General features: G+C 44.3%; 15 protein-coding genes and 1 riboswitch. Of the genes, 13 read left to right on the forward strand and 2 right to left on the reverse strand.

Annotated features, from left to right (window positions below; genetic code table 11):
- The 5 genes from K6T91_04545 to scpB form a co-directional block, all read left to right on the forward strand.
- On the forward strand, positions 1–2646 hold a 2646-nt coding region (locus tag K6T91_04545), incomplete at its 5' end, for a CBS domain-containing protein (GenBank protein MCL6472062.1).
- 5 nt (positions 2647–2651) lie between these two features.
- A complete protein-coding gene (locus tag K6T91_04550; protein ID MCL6472063.1) occupies positions 2652–3272 on the forward strand; it encodes a site-2 protease family protein in 621 nt (206 codons plus the stop codon).
- Positions 3273–3421: 149 nt separating this feature from the next.
- Entirely contained in the window at positions 3422–4444 is a 1023-nt protein-coding gene (gene trpS / locus K6T91_04555; protein MCL6472064.1) for a tryptophan--tRNA ligase, read from the forward strand.
- Positions 4445–4583: 139 nt separating this feature from the next.
- Positions 4584–5345: a segregation/condensation protein A gene (locus K6T91_04560; GenBank protein MCL6472065.1), complete on the forward strand. Its 762-nt coding sequence runs from the start codon at positions 4584–4586 to the stop codon at positions 5343–5345.
- Positions 5342–5923, forward strand: a complete 582-nt coding sequence (scpB, locus tag K6T91_04565) for an SMC-Scp complex subunit ScpB (GenBank protein ID MCL6472066.1) — start codon at positions 5342–5344, stop codon at positions 5921–5923. Before K6T91_04560 ends, scpB begins: the two co-directional genes overlap by 4 nt.
- A 52-nt stretch (positions 5924–5975) precedes the next feature.
- Here the strand turns inward: scpB and K6T91_04570 are convergent, their stop codons facing one another.
- Positions 5976–7049, reverse strand: a complete 1074-nt coding sequence (locus tag K6T91_04570; protein ID MCL6472067.1) for an AI-2E family transporter — start codon at positions 7047–7049, stop codon at positions 5976–5978.
- Between the two features lie 154 nt (positions 7050–7203).
- Complete coding sequence (locus K6T91_04575; protein ID MCL6472068.1) at positions 7204–7929, reverse strand: rRNA pseudouridine synthase; 726 nt, start codon at positions 7927–7929, stop codon at positions 7204–7206.
- A gap of 103 nt (positions 7930–8032) precedes the next feature.
- A riboswitch (cobalamin riboswitch) is annotated at positions 8033–8216 on the forward strand.
- Between the two features lie 142 nt (positions 8217–8358).
- Here K6T91_04575 and cobU point away from each other — a divergent pair.
- Genes cobU through K6T91_04615 form a run of 8 tightly spaced genes read left to right on the forward strand, consistent with a single transcriptional unit; the run spans position 8359 to position 16555 of the window.
- Positions 8359–8913: a bifunctional adenosylcobinamide kinase/adenosylcobinamide-phosphate guanylyltransferase gene (cobU, locus tag K6T91_04580; GenBank protein MCL6472069.1), complete on the forward strand. Its 555-nt coding sequence runs from the start codon at positions 8359–8361 to the stop codon at positions 8911–8913.
- Between the two features lie 33 nt (positions 8914–8946).
- The gene (locus K6T91_04585; protein MCL6472070.1) at positions 8947–10527 is read left to right on the forward strand and encodes a cobyric acid synthase; all 1581 of its coding nucleotides are present in this window, start codon (positions 8947–8949) and stop codon (positions 10525–10527) included.
- Positions 10528–10583: 56 nt separating this feature from the next.
- Positions 10584–11546, forward strand: a complete 963-nt coding sequence (gene cbiB, locus K6T91_04590; protein ID MCL6472071.1) for an adenosylcobinamide-phosphate synthase CbiB — start codon at positions 10584–10586, stop codon at positions 11544–11546.
- A gap of 37 nt (positions 11547–11583) precedes the next feature.
- The gene (locus K6T91_04595) at positions 11584–12132 is read left to right on the forward strand and encodes a cob(I)yrinic acid a,c-diamide adenosyltransferase (protein MCL6472072.1); all 549 of its coding nucleotides are present in this window, start codon (positions 11584–11586) and stop codon (positions 12130–12132) included.
- Positions 12132–13025 (forward strand): hypothetical protein, encoded by an 894-nt coding sequence (locus tag K6T91_04600; protein MCL6472073.1) that lies wholly within the window; start codon positions 12132–12134, stop codon positions 13023–13025. Before K6T91_04595 ends, K6T91_04600 begins: the two co-directional genes overlap by 1 nt.
- Positions 13026–13034: 9 nt before the next feature.
- Positions 13035–14111, forward strand: a complete 1077-nt coding sequence (cobD, locus tag K6T91_04605) for a threonine-phosphate decarboxylase CobD (protein ID MCL6472074.1) — start codon at positions 13035–13037, stop codon at positions 14109–14111.
- A gap of 30 nt (positions 14112–14141) precedes the next feature.
- Positions 14142–15542 carry a cobyrinate a,c-diamide synthase gene (locus tag K6T91_04610; GenBank protein MCL6472075.1) on the forward strand — a complete coding sequence of 467 codons (1401 nt, stop codon included), beginning with the start codon at positions 14142–14144 and terminating at the stop codon, positions 15540–15542.
- On the forward strand, positions 15539–16555 hold the full coding sequence (locus K6T91_04615) for a precorrin-8X methylmutase (protein MCL6472076.1): 1017 nt from the start codon (positions 15539–15541) through the stop codon (positions 16553–16555). The genes K6T91_04610 and K6T91_04615 overlap by 4 nt, the downstream gene beginning before the upstream one ends.
- Positions 16556–16687 lie beyond the last annotated feature (132 nt).

Here is a 16687-nt window from a genome sequence, read left to right on the forward strand (position 1 = left end):
GAGCTAATAATAAGTCATACAAATACAGATTTCGATTCGCTTGGAGCGATGGTTGCGGCACAAAAATTGTATCCTGACGCGAAGATCGTTATGACCGGCTCGGCAAACAGGAATGTTCGAGAATTTTTGTCGCTGCACAATGATGCTATTGAAACGTTGGATATAAGACACGTAGACAAGAAAGCGGTCTCAAGGATAATAATCGTAGATACAAAAATCGGACGCAGACTTGGGGAACTTCAAGAGCTGGCATACAAACCTGGGGTAGAGGTCTTTACGTTTGATCACCATCCGGCAACGCCGGAAGATGTTCCGATAACCCGAGACTTCTCCGAGCCAGTGGGTGCAGCCACCACAATTCTTGTAAAGATAATCAGGGATAAGGGTATGTCGATAACACCGCTTGAAGCAACGCTTTTTGCCCTTGGGATACATGAGGATACAGGCTCTCTTACTTTTAAGACGACTACGTATGATGATGCTGAGGCGCTTGCCTATCTTATGGCGAAAGGCACTAATATTGATATGATACATAGATTTTTAAACCCTGCACTGACAGCCGAGCAGCACGCACTTCTTGACGCGTTATTCCACGGGGCAAAGGTAATCGACGTCTACGGTACGCCAGTCATGGTTACAATATCGGATGTGACCGGCTATATAGAAGGTGCATCAGTAGTTGTTTTGAAACTAGCTGATATCGAGAATATCGATGTCGTTTTTGCGCTTCTAAACCAGGCGCAGGATCGCATCTATATTATTGGGCGCAGCAGGACAGATACGGTAGATGTTGGGAAAATTTTAGAGAAGCTAGGCGGCGGAGGGCATTCGCAGGCGGCATCTGCCACTGTAAAAGATAAAAGCCTTGAGGACGTTGAAAAAAAGCTTGTTGCGGAAATCTATGCCCATGTAAAGCAGCCGCCCGTTGCCCGGGATATTATGTCAGCCCCAGTAAGAACTGTTGACCAGGACATAACAATTCGTGAGGCAAACAAACTCATGATCAAATATGGCTATAGCGGTCTGCCTGTAACAGAGAACGGAAAGCTAGTTGGGTTGATTGGACGGCGTGAGATAGATAAAGCTGCGCACCATGGGTTGAGTCACGCGCCGGTCAAAGGATTTATGATGCGAAGAATAGAGCCGGTAAAGCCAGATACGCCACTTCCTGATATACAGCGCTTTCTGAGCGAGGAAAATTTAGGCCGGGTTCCTGTCGTTGAAGATGGCAGGGTCATCGGCATAATAAGCAGGACAGACATTTTAAAATCGCTCGGCGGTATGGATTACTTCAACAGGTCTAAAAATATGCCTATGTCAAAACCTCAGTATAGCCGCGGCGAGGTGGTGCAGAAGATAAAATCGCTTCTACCAGGCGCAGTGCAGGTGCTGCTGCGTGAGATCGGCGACCTGGCGGACGAAGCTGGCTATTCAGCATATCTTGTCGGGGGAATAGTACGCGATCTACTGCTGAATTACAGGAACTTGGATGTTGATATAGTTATCGAAGGCGACGCTATAGAGTTTGCGAAAATTGTATCGGAGAAGCTGGGCGGAAGAGTAAGGCCTCACCATAAATTTGGAACAGCAGTTGTTATATTAAAGGACGGTTTCAGGCTGGATTTTGCATCAGCAAGGGCGGAGTATTACGAAAGGCCTGCGGCACTACCGCAGGTTGAACCGACATCTATCAGGCAGGACCTGGCACGGCGCGACTTTACGATAAATGCAATGGCAGTAAGCTTAAATTCAAAGGATTACGGCAAGCTGCTGGATTTTTTCAACGGGCAACGAGACCTGAAGAACCGAAAAATACGGGTACTTCACAACTTAAGTTTTATTGAGGACCCTACCCGAATATTCAGAGGTGCACGTTTCGAACAAAGGCTTGGCTTCAAATTTAGCTCTGAAACAGAGGAACTTTTGCGCAAGGCAATCGATATGGACCTTATAGGGCACTTATCAGATACGCGAATAAGGGATGAGCTGATGCTTATTCTCGGTGAAGAAAATCCGTTTCTGATATTAAAAAGATTGGATGAGCTGGGCGCGCTAAAGATAATCCATCCGAAAATTAATGTAGATAGTAAACTGAAGCTTCTTTTTAAAAGGATTGCGGAAGCAAAACGTGAACTTGACCACTACTTTGCCGTGCCTGTGCAGGCAAAGCTCATGTACCTTGCAGCCTTATTAAGAAATTTAGATAAAAATAGTGTTGATAGCTGGAGCGATAGGATGAAACTAAAGAAAGCGGACAGGGCGAGGCTGTCTGAGATGGTAACTGAGGTTCCGCATGTTCTGGCATGGCTTGGCCAGGAAAAAAGGTTGCAGAACAGTGAGATATATTGGTTGCTTAACCCGCTATCGCCAGAGGCAGTAATATTTGCGCATGCTATGGCGCCAAACCTTAAGGCACAAAAAGAAATAGACTTATATCTTGGGCGAATGAAGGGCGTAAAGCCATCGGTAGATGGCAGAACCCTAAGAAAAATGGGATTTCTACCATCACCCGTGTATAATACCGTGTTGAAGGATCTTCTGACTGCAAAACTTGACGGAAAAGTAGGGACTCCAGAAGATGAGGAGCAGTTCGTCATAGAAAGGTTCAGTATTTATGATAAGGAGAGTAAAAAACAGTGCAACTAGCAGCTATACTGATAAACCTGGGTTTTAGCGCTGCTGCCTTCTTGATTATCATTACCGTGCATGAGTTTGCACATGGTGCGGTTGCATATTTACTTGGCGATACGACTGCACGAGATAATGGAAGGTTGACGCTAAATCCGATTAAGCACCTTGATCCGCTAGGCACGGTAATGCTTTTAATAACAGCCTTTTTTGGAAGGGGGCTTGGATGGGCAAAGCCGGTTCCGGTAAATCCGCACCGGTTTAAAAATCCACGGAGAGATATGCTATTGACCAGCATCGCTGGTCCTATGTCAAATTTTGTACTGGCCCTATTGCTAGCAAAGATTTATCCGATGGATCTACCCGATTTAGCAAGATTTTTTATAGCAAACGCTGCTATATTGAGTGTGTGGATAGGCATATTCAACTTGTTGCCGATACCGCCACTAGACGGGTCGCAAATAATCCCAACCTTTCTACCGTACAAAATGCATCAAGCCTGGTATCGGTTTGAGCAATATGGGATGGCGGTACTGTTAATCCTATTGTTTCTACTGCCAGGGGCGCTGGGAACAATTATCGGCGGACCGGCGGAATATATAATAACAGCGATTTTTTATCCATATCAGGTGCCTGGCTTATAGATGCGACAGGTATCTGTTATCGCAGGATTGTAAATTCCGGTATAATTGTTGAAGCTAACTTCTGTTAGCTTTCAGATATTAGCTAAGAATAATTGAAAAATATAACTGAACACTATTGGCTAATAGCTTTAAAAGGAGATTGATGGTTTTTGGCAAAACGAGTTGTTAGTGGCCAGCGCCCGACTGGCAGACTGCACCTTGGACATTATTTTGGAACATTGAAAAACTGGGTGAAGTTGCAGGACGAATATGAATGCCTGTTCTTTGTAGCAGATTGGCATGCGCTTACAACAAAATATGATGACGTGAGCGGTATTGCAGACGATACTCGCGAGATGGTATTGGATTGGCTGGCTGTTGGTCTTGACCCGAAAAAATGTTTCATATACAAGCAATCGGACATACCGGAGGTTGCCGAGCTTTTTGTATACCTAACAATGATAACACCTGTGTCCTGGCTTGAAAGAAACCCAACTTACAAAGAAATGATTCGGGAGATGGAGGGCAAGGATATACAAACAGCAGGTTTCTTAAGCTATCCGGTGCTTCAGACGGCGGACATAATTTTGCCTCGCGGAGAGCTTGTGCCGGTTGGTGAAGACCAACTTCCCCACCTTGAGCTCGGCCGTGAAATTGTACGCAGGTTTAATTTTCTGTACGGAGATTATTTCGCAGAGCCGCAGGCACTTCTATCTCCTGTAAAGAGACTTCTTGGGATCGACGGGAGGAAGATGAGTAAAAGCTACGGAAATGCTATATACCTTTCCGATGATCCGGATACGATAAGAAATAAAGTTAATCGGATGGTCACCGACCCGGCGCGAAAGAAAAAGACAGATCCGGGAAGCACAGAAGCCTGTATGGTTGTCTTCCCAACGCATCAGGCATATACGCCGGCGGAGGATTTGGTGCGGGTAGAAAAAAACTGCCGTGAGGCGGCATGGGGATGTACATCCTGTAAAAAAGAGCTGGCAGAGAGAATAATAGAATCATTGGCAGAGTTTCGAGCGAGGCGTGCGGAACTTGAGAAAGAGCCCGGCATAGTAGATGAGGTTCTGCGCGAAGGTCTGCATCAGGTGCGGCCGATTTGCAGAGCTACCATCAAAGACGTAAGAGAAAAATTGAATCTTTACGAGGAACCAAAAGCTCTAAAGGGACACGCATCTATATAAAATTGCTAGCGACGCTGCAATATTGCCCTAGCATATTTTAAATTCGCTTTTGCTACAATATGCGGTAAGAAAGCTTTGGCACTTAAGTATCGCATGCTAAAATAATCTAGTAGAAGCAACCGTTAAGAAGGATGTAGCAATGTCTTACCAGGTAAAGCTCGAGGTGTTCGAAGGTCCGTTTGATCTACTGTTAAACCTGATTTCGCGCCAAAAAATCGATATATATGAAATACCAATATCTAAAATAACCAGGGAATACCTTAACTATGTCGAGTCGATGCAAGAGCTTGACCTGGAAGTCAGTACAGAATTTCTGCTTATTGCAGCCACCCTTCTTGATATAAAAGCAGCGAATCTACTTCCGAAAAAAGAAGAATCTTACGATGAAGATGAGATATCCCCGCAAGAAGCGCGCGATATATTGATTGCAAGGCTTCTCGAGTACAAGAAGTTCAAGAATGTAACCGTCGAATTGGCCGCAAGATACGATGCCGAAGGAAAATATTACGTAAGAGATGTCGGTTTTGAGCAGGAATATAACGATCTAATACCGGATTTCTTATACGGCATCTCTCCGAAAAAGTTGAGAAATACGTTTCTTAAAATAAACGAAAGAAAAGAGATCAGTCTAATTCAAGCCGACCATATAACCCCAAAACCTTTAAGCGTGGATGAATATATCGAAAGAATCGAGCCAATGCTAAAGGGGGTTAAGGCGAGAAGCTTCAGAGAACTCACATACGATTGTACGGAAAAGGTCGAGATAATAGCGATGTTCTTAGCAGTACTTGAGCTATACAAGCGGGGTGCTATAGAGCTGGGACAGGCCGAAACCTTCGGTGAAATTATGATTATGACGAGCGGGAATACAGTTAAAGATAGCACAGGGGTGACTGTATGAGCGATAGGAAGCTAAGATTAAGAAGTATAATCGAGGCCCTGCTGTTTGTTAGCGATCGGCCATTGTCAGTACCCAAGATATGCGATGTTACTGGTGCTAAGGATGAAGAAGTCAGGCAAGCAATTGACGAGCTGGTGAATGAATATAGAAGGGCAGACCGCGGATTTCAGCTAAGAGAAGTAGCAGGTGGCTACCGCCTATACAGCCATCCAGCTTATGCTACATACATCGAGAAATTGATACTCTCTTTTGACCATCGCAGGTTGACCCAGGCTGCGCTTGAGACCCTATCAATTATTGCTTATAAACAGCCTGTAACCAAGGTAGATATAGCAGCGATTCGCGGAGTAAACTCTGACGGGGTGGTAAATACCCTTATAAACCGCGGACTTATAAAGGAAGTCGGAAGACAGGATGCTCCCGGCCAACCAATACTATACGGTACGACAGCAAAGTTTCTAGAATCATTCGGGTTAAAGAGCCTCAATGAGCTACCCCCTCTGGATGAGTTTTCACCGGATGATGAGGTAAGAAAGCAAATTGAGGAAAATTTGCGATCTAGCGTAGTAATAGAATAAGTCAAAAATAATGAAGAGCACAGGTTGCCTGCTATTAGCATAATAATGCTGGCTATTGTTTTATGATAATTCGATCTGGCCCACCTTCGACCCTTTCGTACTTAAAATTATCGCGAATAAATCTTAGTATATTCGTAACAACAACTAGAGTCGGTACTGCAAGGAAAATGCCGACTATCCCTGCTAGCTCTCCACCGGCGACAATTGCAAAAAGTATTAAAAGCGGGTTAATTCCGACCGTACCGGCGAGGATAAACGGTGCGAGAATGTTATTCTCCAACAGTTGTATAATAATAAATGCAAGTACTACCCAAAGAGCGGTTACAGGATCGATTGTAAGGGCCACAATAACAGCCGGAATTGCACCAAGGATTGGACCGATAACCGGCACGATCTCAGTTAATCCCGCCCACAATCCGAAGAGAGCAGGAAAAGGAAGCCCAAGAATCGAAACAGCTACACCGGCTAAGAAGCCGATTGAGGTCATTGAAGCTAAAAGGCCAAGCAGATACCGTGCTAATGCAGTTCTCATGGTTGTTAAGAACTTAGCATAAAGACCGGTTTGCCCGTGAGGAAGGGTGAAGCGGATGAAGCGGTCAATAGTCGGTAAAAAGATAAGCATATAAATCGAGATAAATAGAACTAGGAAAAGGTCTGTAACAAAATTAATTAACGATGGAATAAGGCCAAAGATATTGCTGAGCTGGTTTGCTATAACCCTTGCAGCTTCGCTAATAAGTGTATCAGGGCTGATAGCTAAAATGCCGCCAAAACCGATTCTTTGTATAAAGGTCTGGACAGCCTTAGCTTGCTTCCTAAGAGAAGATATATAATCGGGAAGGTTGGCTGCAAAGGTTTTGGATTCCTGAACGATAACCGGACCTATAATAAGTAGGAATAATAAGAACAGACTAAAAAACAGAACGTAAGTCATTATTATTGCAAGAACACGAGGGACCTTCCGTTGCAAAAGAAAATGAATTATCGGGTTTATAATAAAGACAATAAATGAGGCGATAGCAAACAGCAGTATAGTGTGTAGCACGCTGCCTGCCAGTAAATAAAGGAGAAAGAGAATCACGGCAAAGACTATGGCCTTAAGCCAATCGGCAACCCTAAAATACATGGATTTCTCCTCAAAGTGACTACTGACTACTATATGCTGTAATTCCCAAATGGCTAGGAAAGTAAGCAGAGAAGACTTATACACATAAACCATGATCCAAGCACTATGAGCCCTGAACCGCATAATCTAAAAAGGACCAGGTAATCTTTTTAAGTTATCTCAATCTTACCGCCCTATAGAGATTATCAATTTCTTTTTCAGTTAGATGCCTGAAGTCACCAAGTGGAAGGTTGTCAAGGAGTACGTTATCTATTGATATCCTTTTAAGGAAGACTACACGGTGTCCAATGGCCTGGAACATCCTTTTAATCTGGCGTTTTCGCCCCTCGTGGATGGTAATCTCAACAAACGTAGCGTTTTTGACCTGTCTTAATATCTTAACCTCCGCCGGAGCTGTCATGCCATCCTCAAGCATGATACCTTTTCTAAGCCGGTCAAGGTTTTCATCCGTCGGGTGACCGATAACTTCGGCAACATAAGTTTTCCTAACCTTGTATCGCGGATGGGTTAGCCTGAATGCAAGCTCTCCATCATTAGTGAGAATTAGCAGGCCTTCGGTGTCGATATCGAGCCTACCAACAGGATAAACCCTATCACTGATGCCGCCGAGCAGGTCTATAACTGTAGGGCGTCCAAATTTATCAGTCACACTCGTGATGAATCCGGAGGGTTTATTGATCATGATATACAGGCGCTCTTCTTTGGGATGTATCGCTTTATCATCTACTTCTACCTTGTCTTTAGCAGGGTCGACCTTGGTACCAAGCTCGGTTACTACTTTTCCGTTTACTTTGACACGGCCACTTTTTATGAGCTCCTCGCAGTACCTGCGAGATCCTACGCCTGAGCGCGCCATAAATTTTTGAAGACGCTCTTCCATTATAATTACTCACACCAAACGTATATTTGAATTCGCTTAAGACGATTATATCTTATTTAGCTTCTCGATTATTGTATAAACAGGCAATTAAGCCTATAATTATAGGATAAATCAGTATCCAGGTGCCGCATTTAGCGGAGAATAGGGAAGCCGGTGAGAATCCGGCACGGGCCCGCCACTGTAAACGGGGAGCGAGTCGCAAGTTGCCACTGGGTGATAAACCCGGGAAGGAGCGGCGAAGCATAGATCCGTAAGTCAGGAGACCTGCCTGGGATAGAAAATGCCTTCGCGGATTGAGGTTAACTGGAAGACCCTTAGCGAAAGGCAAGGGCCTTTTTTAATTTAAATGGTTAATGGTTAATTTATTTTAACGGTAAATTACGCTTTAGGTTACCTAACGGCGAAGAAACAAAAACTGGAGAGCAATCAATGAGAAAAAGCAAAAGCAATGTTGTCCTTTTCTTGGGTGGCGCGCGAAGTGGCAAGAGCGCACTTGCAGAGAAAATCGTCTCTGCGAATAGGGACGTTGCTTATATTGCAACCGCTAAGGCAATTGATGAGGAAATGAAGGAGAGAATAAGAAAGCACAAGCGCAACAGGCCGAGTAACTGGATAACGTTTGAGGTTGAAGGCCAGCTGCAAAATACACTGCGGCAGGCGCTAGGAAAAATCGACACAGTTATTATCGATTGCTTGACCATATATGTTGCAAGACGCATGGAAGAAACAGCAAACGATGATGAGATTATAGATGAAATAGTGCATGTGGTTAAAGAGGCAGGGCAAACAGGAAAAACGGTTATTATAGTATCAAATGAAGTCGGGATGGGCCTTGTGCCGGATTATCCGTCAGGTCGTAGGTATAGAGACCTGCTGGGGATAGTGAATCAGAAAGTAGCAGAGTATGCAGATAAAGTGCTGTTAACTATAGCAGGAATTCCAGTTGACATAAAGTCGCTGAGCAGCAATTTTGATGGATTTTAAATATAAACTATGAACCGATCGGCGTGATTTGTAATGAAAGCCAAAACCTTGATGATTCAGGGAACATGCTCCGATGCAGGCAAAAGCCTGTTGGTAACTGCCCTTTGCAGGATATTTGCAGATAGGGGATACAAGGTTGCGCCGTTCAAGAGCCAAAATATGGCCCTCAACTCTTTTGCTACGGAGGAAGGTCTTGAAATTGGGAGGGCGCAGGCTTTGCAGGCAGAGGCGGCAAGAATTAAGGCATCGGTTGATATGAACCCGATCCTTTTGAAGCCCACCGATAGCAGACGCGCGCAAGTCATTGTAAAGGGAAGAGTGTATAAAAACTTATCTGCACACGATTACTATTTGGAGAAAAGACAGCTTCTGGACTTAGTCGAAAGTTCTTTAAATAAACTATTGGACACTTATGACCTTGTAATAATTGAAGGGGCAGGAAGCCCTGCCGAAGTTAACCTGAAGGAAGAAGATATTGCAAACATGAGGATCGCGAAGATGGCAGATGCACCGGTAATCCTGGTTGGAGATATTGATAGGGGCGGGGTATTTGCATCTTTGATAGGCACTCTTGAGCTGCTAGAACAAGATGAAAAGGATAGGATAAAGGGCTTTGTTATAAATAAGTTCCGCGGCGACATATCGCTTCTAAAAGCAGGCCTTGACTTTCTTGAAGAGCGAACTGGAGTAGGCGTGATAGGCGTTATTCCTTATATACACGATTTAAAGCTGGATAGCGAAGATTCACTGGCGTTAGATAATCTGGGTTGCAATCATAAGGGCGAAAACGGTATGTTGATAAATGGCAATGCGGTAGATATAGCCGTTATTAGGCTTCCTCATATATCGAATTTTACCGACGTAGATGTTTTTGCGCACGAACCTGGCGTAAAGTTGCGATATGTAACTCCAGGGTCACCAATTAGAGATACGGATCTAGTCATAATTCCGGGAACGAAAAATACAATAGAAGACATGGAAGTTCTGCATAAGAAGGGAATGGTAAAGGAGATTAGGGAACTTCGGGATAAAGGAACTCCGGTTATAGGCATTTGCGGAGGGTATCAGATGCTCGGTAAAGTACTAAGGGACGAGTACGGCGTCGAATCTGGGAGGAAGCAGATAGAGGGGCTTGGGCTTTTGGAATGTGAAACAAAATTAAGCCGCGAAAAAGTAACTGTACAGGTTGAGGCGGAAGTAACTGGCGGTGGAGCCATATTAGGGCCTATCGCAAAATGCAGGATTAGAGGATATGAGATACATATGGGGCGAACCGAGCTATATGATGGGGCATCGAAGGCGTTTAGCATAAAAAGGCGTGGCGAAAAAGAAGACAGCTTCGGCGACGGGTGCGTCTCGGAAGACGGGTTGGTTTTCGGTACGTACATACACGGTCTTTTTGATAACGGTGTTTTGCGCAAATCTCTTCTTGATTTTATTAAAAGCAGGAAGGGGCTTAAAAGGGATAGCATTGGCATCGACTATAATCTTTACCGTCAATCGCAAATCGATTACCTTGCAAAGAAAGTACTAGAGAGCGTCGATGTCGATTTTATTGAAAGAAACATCCTGAAAATAGGGGGAGAATTGAAAAACCGTAGCGCAGCCCTTTAGGGTTGCTAGACAGGGCTAAAGCCCTACACTGCTTTTAATCTCCCGAAGGAGGAAAAGTGTGGGCTCAGGTGGCATTGGCTTATTTAGTCGACCTTGCTTTTGGTGAGCCAAAAAGAATACCTCATCCGATTTCTTTAATTGGCCGTCTTATATCGTATCTTGAACGGCTTGTTTTTGAAGATAAAATGGGTTGGATACAAAAGCGTTGTATAGGCGCAGCTGTAGTTTTGCTTGTGGTTGCAATATCGGCGTCTACAACGTGGGCTATAGTGTATCTAGCACATAGTATAAATGAGTGGATTGGGTTTGTCGTGTCTGTCCTTTTGATATCGACTACTATAGCAACTAAGGGCCTTATGGACAGCGCAAAAGACATCGCATCATCGCTCGGCCGGAGAAGTTTGGCAGAAGCAAGACGTAAGGTTTCGCAGATAGTTGGCCGGGATACCGAGAACATGAAACGAAAGGATATAGTGAGGGCGACAATTGAATCGGTTGCAGAAAACTCAGTTGATGGGGTAATAGCGCCGATCATTTATGCGGTTATTGGGGGTGCCCCACTTGCAATGGCATATAAAGCAATCAATACGCTTGATTCAATGATCGGATATAAAAATGAAAGGTACAGAGATTTTGGATGGGCCGCAGCAAAACTTGACGACATTGCAAATTACATCCCGGCACGGGTATCGGTTTTAATACTTGCGATATCTGCGCTTATTTGCAGGAAAGATGCGTGGAAAGCCTTAAAGATAGCAATAAGGGACGGCCGAAATCATGAAAGCCCGAATAGTGGGTGGCCTGAGGCAGCGGTTGCTGGAGCTGTAGGCGTTAAACTTGGAGGCAAAAACTACTACGCAGGAGTTGCAAGAAAGACCGGTCCAATAGGTGATGGAAAAGGACCTATGACAGGCAGGAACATCAACGAGGTTGTATGGCTTGTTTTTGTTGCCTCAGCAATGACAATACTTATAAGTAGAGCAGCATTATTTGCTGCTGATTACATAAAAGGCTTATAGCGGATCACGGCCGGTTGTCAACCGCTTACATCTATAGATGGAGTTAAAAATGGATAAAACACAAAAATTAGGTCTGGTTCATGTTTATACAGGTGCCGGCAAAGGAAAAACAACCGCAGCAATGGGCCTTGCCCTAAGGGCGGTTGGTAATGGTCTGAATGTAGTAATTATCCAGTTCATGAAGGCGTTGAGTCCTGAATCGGGCGAAATAAAGGCAATCAAGCGATTTGAGAATGCCAGGGTGATGAGATATGGAGGAAACCTTCTTGCGGCAGACCACCCACCGGTTGAAATAATAAAAGAAGATATAGCTAAAGGTATTGCGGAGGCGCTGAAGGTAATAAAAACAGGGTCTTGCGACCTATTGATCCTAGATGAGATAAACGTAGCTGTATCTATGGATTTGGCCAACAAAGATAATATTTTAGGACTGGTAAAACTGTGTAAGGGGAAGGTTGAGCTTGTCCTGACCGGAAGAGATGCTCCGCAGGAATTTATATTAGCGGCGGATTATCTTACAGAGTTTTTGATGATAAAGCATCCGTTTGAAGAAGGGATTACCGCAAGGCAGGGGATAGAATTTTAATGGCTATAGAGGTAATAATGCCGGGCAGCTGCGGTGAACTTGTCCAAGGCATAATCGGAGGAGTAAACTTCCATATCACCTGCCCTATAAAATGGTATTCGAGGGCTACAGTATCGTTGATAAAGGATAAAATAATAGAGATAACCGATGGTTGCACCAAGACCGCAGAAGCTACTAGACAGGCCATCGAAATAATAAAACCAGAGTGTGGTGTCAAAGTTGATATTAAAAGCAAGCTTGCAAAAGGAAAAGGGATGGCAAGTAGCACGGCCGATATATCGGCAGCGCTGGTGGGCACTTTTAAGCTGTTTGAGCGGAACATAACCCCGCGAGAGCTGGCACGGATTGCGGTTTCAGTTGAACCGACAGATGGGATATTCCTTGAAGGCATAGCGGTTTTTGATCATGTCGAAGGGAAAATGCTTCAGTTATTGGGTAATGCCCCACCAATAGAGATTGTAGTGCTTGAGCCACCTGAAACCGTTGATACGGTAGATTTTAATAGGAAAAAGAAGACCGGCCTTGTAAAAGATGATCCGTATATAAAAGAAGCTTTTGAAATGGCAGTTGACGGGCTAAGAAGCGCCAACAACAGGTTAATTGGTGAAGCCGCAACCCTGAGTGCCCTTCTAAACCAATCGATTCTTTATAAGCCTGAGCTAAAAGATATTATAGACGTTTGCAAACGGAGAGGTGGCTTGGGAGTAAATGTTGCGCATAGCGGAACCGTAATAGGAATACTGGTTGACAAGGGATACGGCAAGCGGCTATTTGATAAAATATCACACTATATACCGAAGCTATGGGATGCCTATGTAGTAGAGATGACGAATGGGGGGCCGAATGTTACTGAAACATACCCAGAATGGAAGAGCAGAGAAGTACTAGCTTAAGTTTTGCTTATGGTAGATGAAATCGAAAGGCTAAAAAAGCATGGGGGCAACATCAGGCAGCTTGCACTTGAGCATGGGCTTGCTAAAAAAGATATAGTTGACTTTAGTTCAAACATAAACCCTTATGGACCTCCTGAGAGTGTATTGGAAACTATCAAAAACGCCATAGATAGCGTTAGCGAGTATCCGGAGCAGCAAGCTGAGAGCCTAGTTGCCGAAATATCTAGCCGGTTGGGCATAAGTACAGAAAATGTTGTAGCCGGAAATGGAACAATAGAGTTTATACACATATTGCCCCAGATATTTGAGCCCCAAAAGGCAATATTGCCTGTTCCTAGCTTTACAGAGTATGAGTTAGCACTTAAAAAATCAGGTGCCACAATAGATTATAAAAAATCTTTTTCGCGCAAGGAAACACTGTTAGCTTTAGACGAAGCGGCAGACGCAGATATCGTGTTTTTAGGAAATCCTAATAATCCTTGCGGCTATATGATAAAAAAAGGAGATTTGTTAAGAGCAATCGATGAGAATACGGATTGTCTTTGGGTAATTGATGAAGCGTTTATAGATTTTACCCAGAACTGTGCGGACGAATCGCTTGTGCGTGAAGCCGTAAGAAGAAAAAATCTGATAGTTCTCAGATCGCTAACAAAGATATACAGCATACCGGGATTAAGAGTTGGCTACGCAGTGGCCGGTAAAGACGTTACCGCAAAAATCAGGGATGCAAAATATCCCTGGAGTGTTAATTCTATAGCAATAAGCGCGGGAGTCGCGGCTCTTAGGGATAGCGAATTTGTCAGAGAGAGCGTATCAAAGCTAATGAAAGAGGCAAAGAGATTTTATGCTGCTCTTTCTAACATAGAAGGGCTTTTTGCTTTTGAGCCTGACGCTAATTTCATTTTGGTGCGGATAGAAAAAAATCTATCGGCTGCAAAGCTACAAGAGATGCTTCTATACAGGGGATTTGCAATTAGAGATTGCAGTACTTACACAGGTATATGTGAAAATTACTTCAGGGTTGCAGTAAAACACCCAGAGAATAATGAGCGATTAATAAATGCACTAAAGGATATCTTGAGATAGGAGAATAGAAACCACGAGTTGAGCGGAACAATGAATAAGAATAATAAACAAAAATTATATCCACGTGTGATAGTAGCGGGAACGTCAAGCGGGGTTGGTAAAACTACGATATCACTCGCTATTATGGCGGCACTTTCTAAAAAGGGATTTAAAGTGCAGGGATTCAAAGTTGGTCCAGACTTTATAGACCCAGGATACTATCAATTGGCAACCGGGCGGGCCGGTCGGAATCTTGATACCTGGATGATGGGGAAGAGAAATACGCTCGCAAGCTTTACGAGTGCAGCCTCCGAAGTTGATGTCTCTATAATAGAAGGGGTCATGGGTCTTTATGACGGAAGAGGAGCTTTGGCGGTAGGCAGTACCGCTGAAGTGGCCAAACTTATCGATAGCCCGGTTATAGTGGTTATCGATTGCGCAAAGATGGGTGCAAGTGCAGGGGCTGTAGCGCTTGGCTACCTGAAATACGATGAATCGGTTTCCATAAAAGGATTTATTTTAAATCGGATTGGAAGCAAGAAACATGAGGAAATGGTTAAACGCTCTGTTGAGAGTGCGACAGGGCTGCCAGTGCTCGGTTGTGTGAGAAAGGCGGAAGAAATAAGCATCCCCGAACGGCATCTTGGGCTTGTTACGCAGGAAGAGACCCGGTTATCGAGCCGCTATATCGAGGCTTTAGCTGAGATGGCCGAGCGAAGCATTGATATAGAAGCCACTATAGATATAGCGGTCTGCGGAGGAAAGATTAAAACAGGCTTGGAGCTATCACAGCCAGGTTTTGATTCAGAATTACCTTGCCTTCCGCAGGGTGTAAAAATCGGCGTAGCATATGATAAGGCATTTAGTTTTTATTACCATGATAACTTCGACCTGCTGAAGATGTACGGTGCAGAACTGGCATTTTTCAGCCCGCTAAGCGATAGACGTCTTCCAGACGGCATACGAGGCCTTTATTTGGGTGGTGGCTATCCAGAGGTTTACGCAGCCGAGCTGAGCAATAACAGAAATCTAGCTGATGAGATAAAAGATATGGTAGAGAGCGGACTTCCGGTATATGCCGAATGTGGCGGGTTGATATACCTTGCGCAGGCAGTCGATGGATTTGACAACAAAACACGCATCATGAGCAAAGCGCTTCCGTTGGTATGCAAAATGCAAAACGGTCCAACGTTAGGTTATCGTGAGGTAATCGCAATAACGGATTCAGTAATCGCGTCAAAGGGAGATATCTTAAGGGGGCATGAATTTCATTACTCAACGATAGCCGAGGTGCATGGTGAGCTAAAGCCAGCATATAAAACCGATAATGGCTCAAACGAGGGTTTCATATACAAAAACACGCTTGCCTCGTATATACATTTACATTTTGCGGGGCAACCTGAAGCGGCAGGGCGATTTGTGCTGGCATGCAGGAGGGGCTCGTATAGATGAGTACAGGTTTTATAGTTTTAGGGCATGGAAGCAAAGTGTCGGAGACAGTCCAGATACTAAAGAGTATAACTGGTTCACTTAGAAGGCGGCTTGCTGCCGGTAAGGTCCAATATGCAGCTTTACAGTTTAACGAGCCCGACCTTCCAGCAGCAATAGCTAAGATGAAAGAAGATGGGGTGAGAGATATAGTGGTTCTGCCGCTGTTCCTGACAGACGGTAACCATGTAAGAGAAGACATTCCTGAAATTATAAAAAAAGAAAGCGCAAGGCACCCATCAATGAATATAAGGCTTGCCGACCATATCGGCGCTGATGTAAGAATAACCGATATATTGCTTGATAAGATTGTGCAAATGGTTGGGGAGGAGTTCTCCTTAAAGACCAGTTTAAATGCGCCTGCCGACATTGAAGCGGCAAGCTTTAGAATCATAGAGTCTGAGGTTGATTTATCCCATCTGAGCCCTAATGACAGAGCGGTAATAAAGAGAATGATACATGCAAGCGGGGATTTATCCCTGGCCGGATCAATTATTATTTCAGAAGGTGCAACCGAGGCCGGCTTAAAGGCAATTAAGGATGGCATGCCAATCATTACCGACGTGAGGATGGTGGCAACCGGTATAAGCAAGCACTATACAGCAATCTGCGGTAATGAGGTATTATGCAAAGTCGATAACGTAGCAGTTGGCGATGAGGCTAAAAGAACTGGCAAGACCAGGAGTTCTATTGCAATGCGCGCACTGGCCGACTCAATAGGCGGAAGCATTGTTGCTGTTGGAAATGCCCCGACTGCTCTTTATGAACTGCTTTCGATGGTTGAAAATAAAATTGCTGCACCAGCACTTGTAATCGGTACGCCGGTTGGTTTTGTTGGTGCAGCCGAGTCAAAAGAGGCGCTTATTAAATCGGGACTTGATTTTATCACTATAAGGGGAACAAGAGGTGGGAGTGCGTTGGCTGTGGCTGCAGTTAACGCATTGCTGAAGCTAGCAAATGAGCATAAAAAACTGTAGTGCGGCTTGTACAATGCCGCTTCGTTGGAGCTATCTCATACACAGCTTTATTGGATCAGGGTTAAATGCTTCTATTTGCGGTCAGTTATTTAATTTAGTTGGAACTGCTTAAATTGCTGTTTAGGATTGGTT

It is taken from the genome of Bacillota bacterium, from assembly GCA_023511485.1.
In the GTDB taxonomy this organism is placed as follows: Bacteria; Actinomycetota; Aquicultoria; order Aquicultorales; family Aquicultoraceae; genus CADDYS01.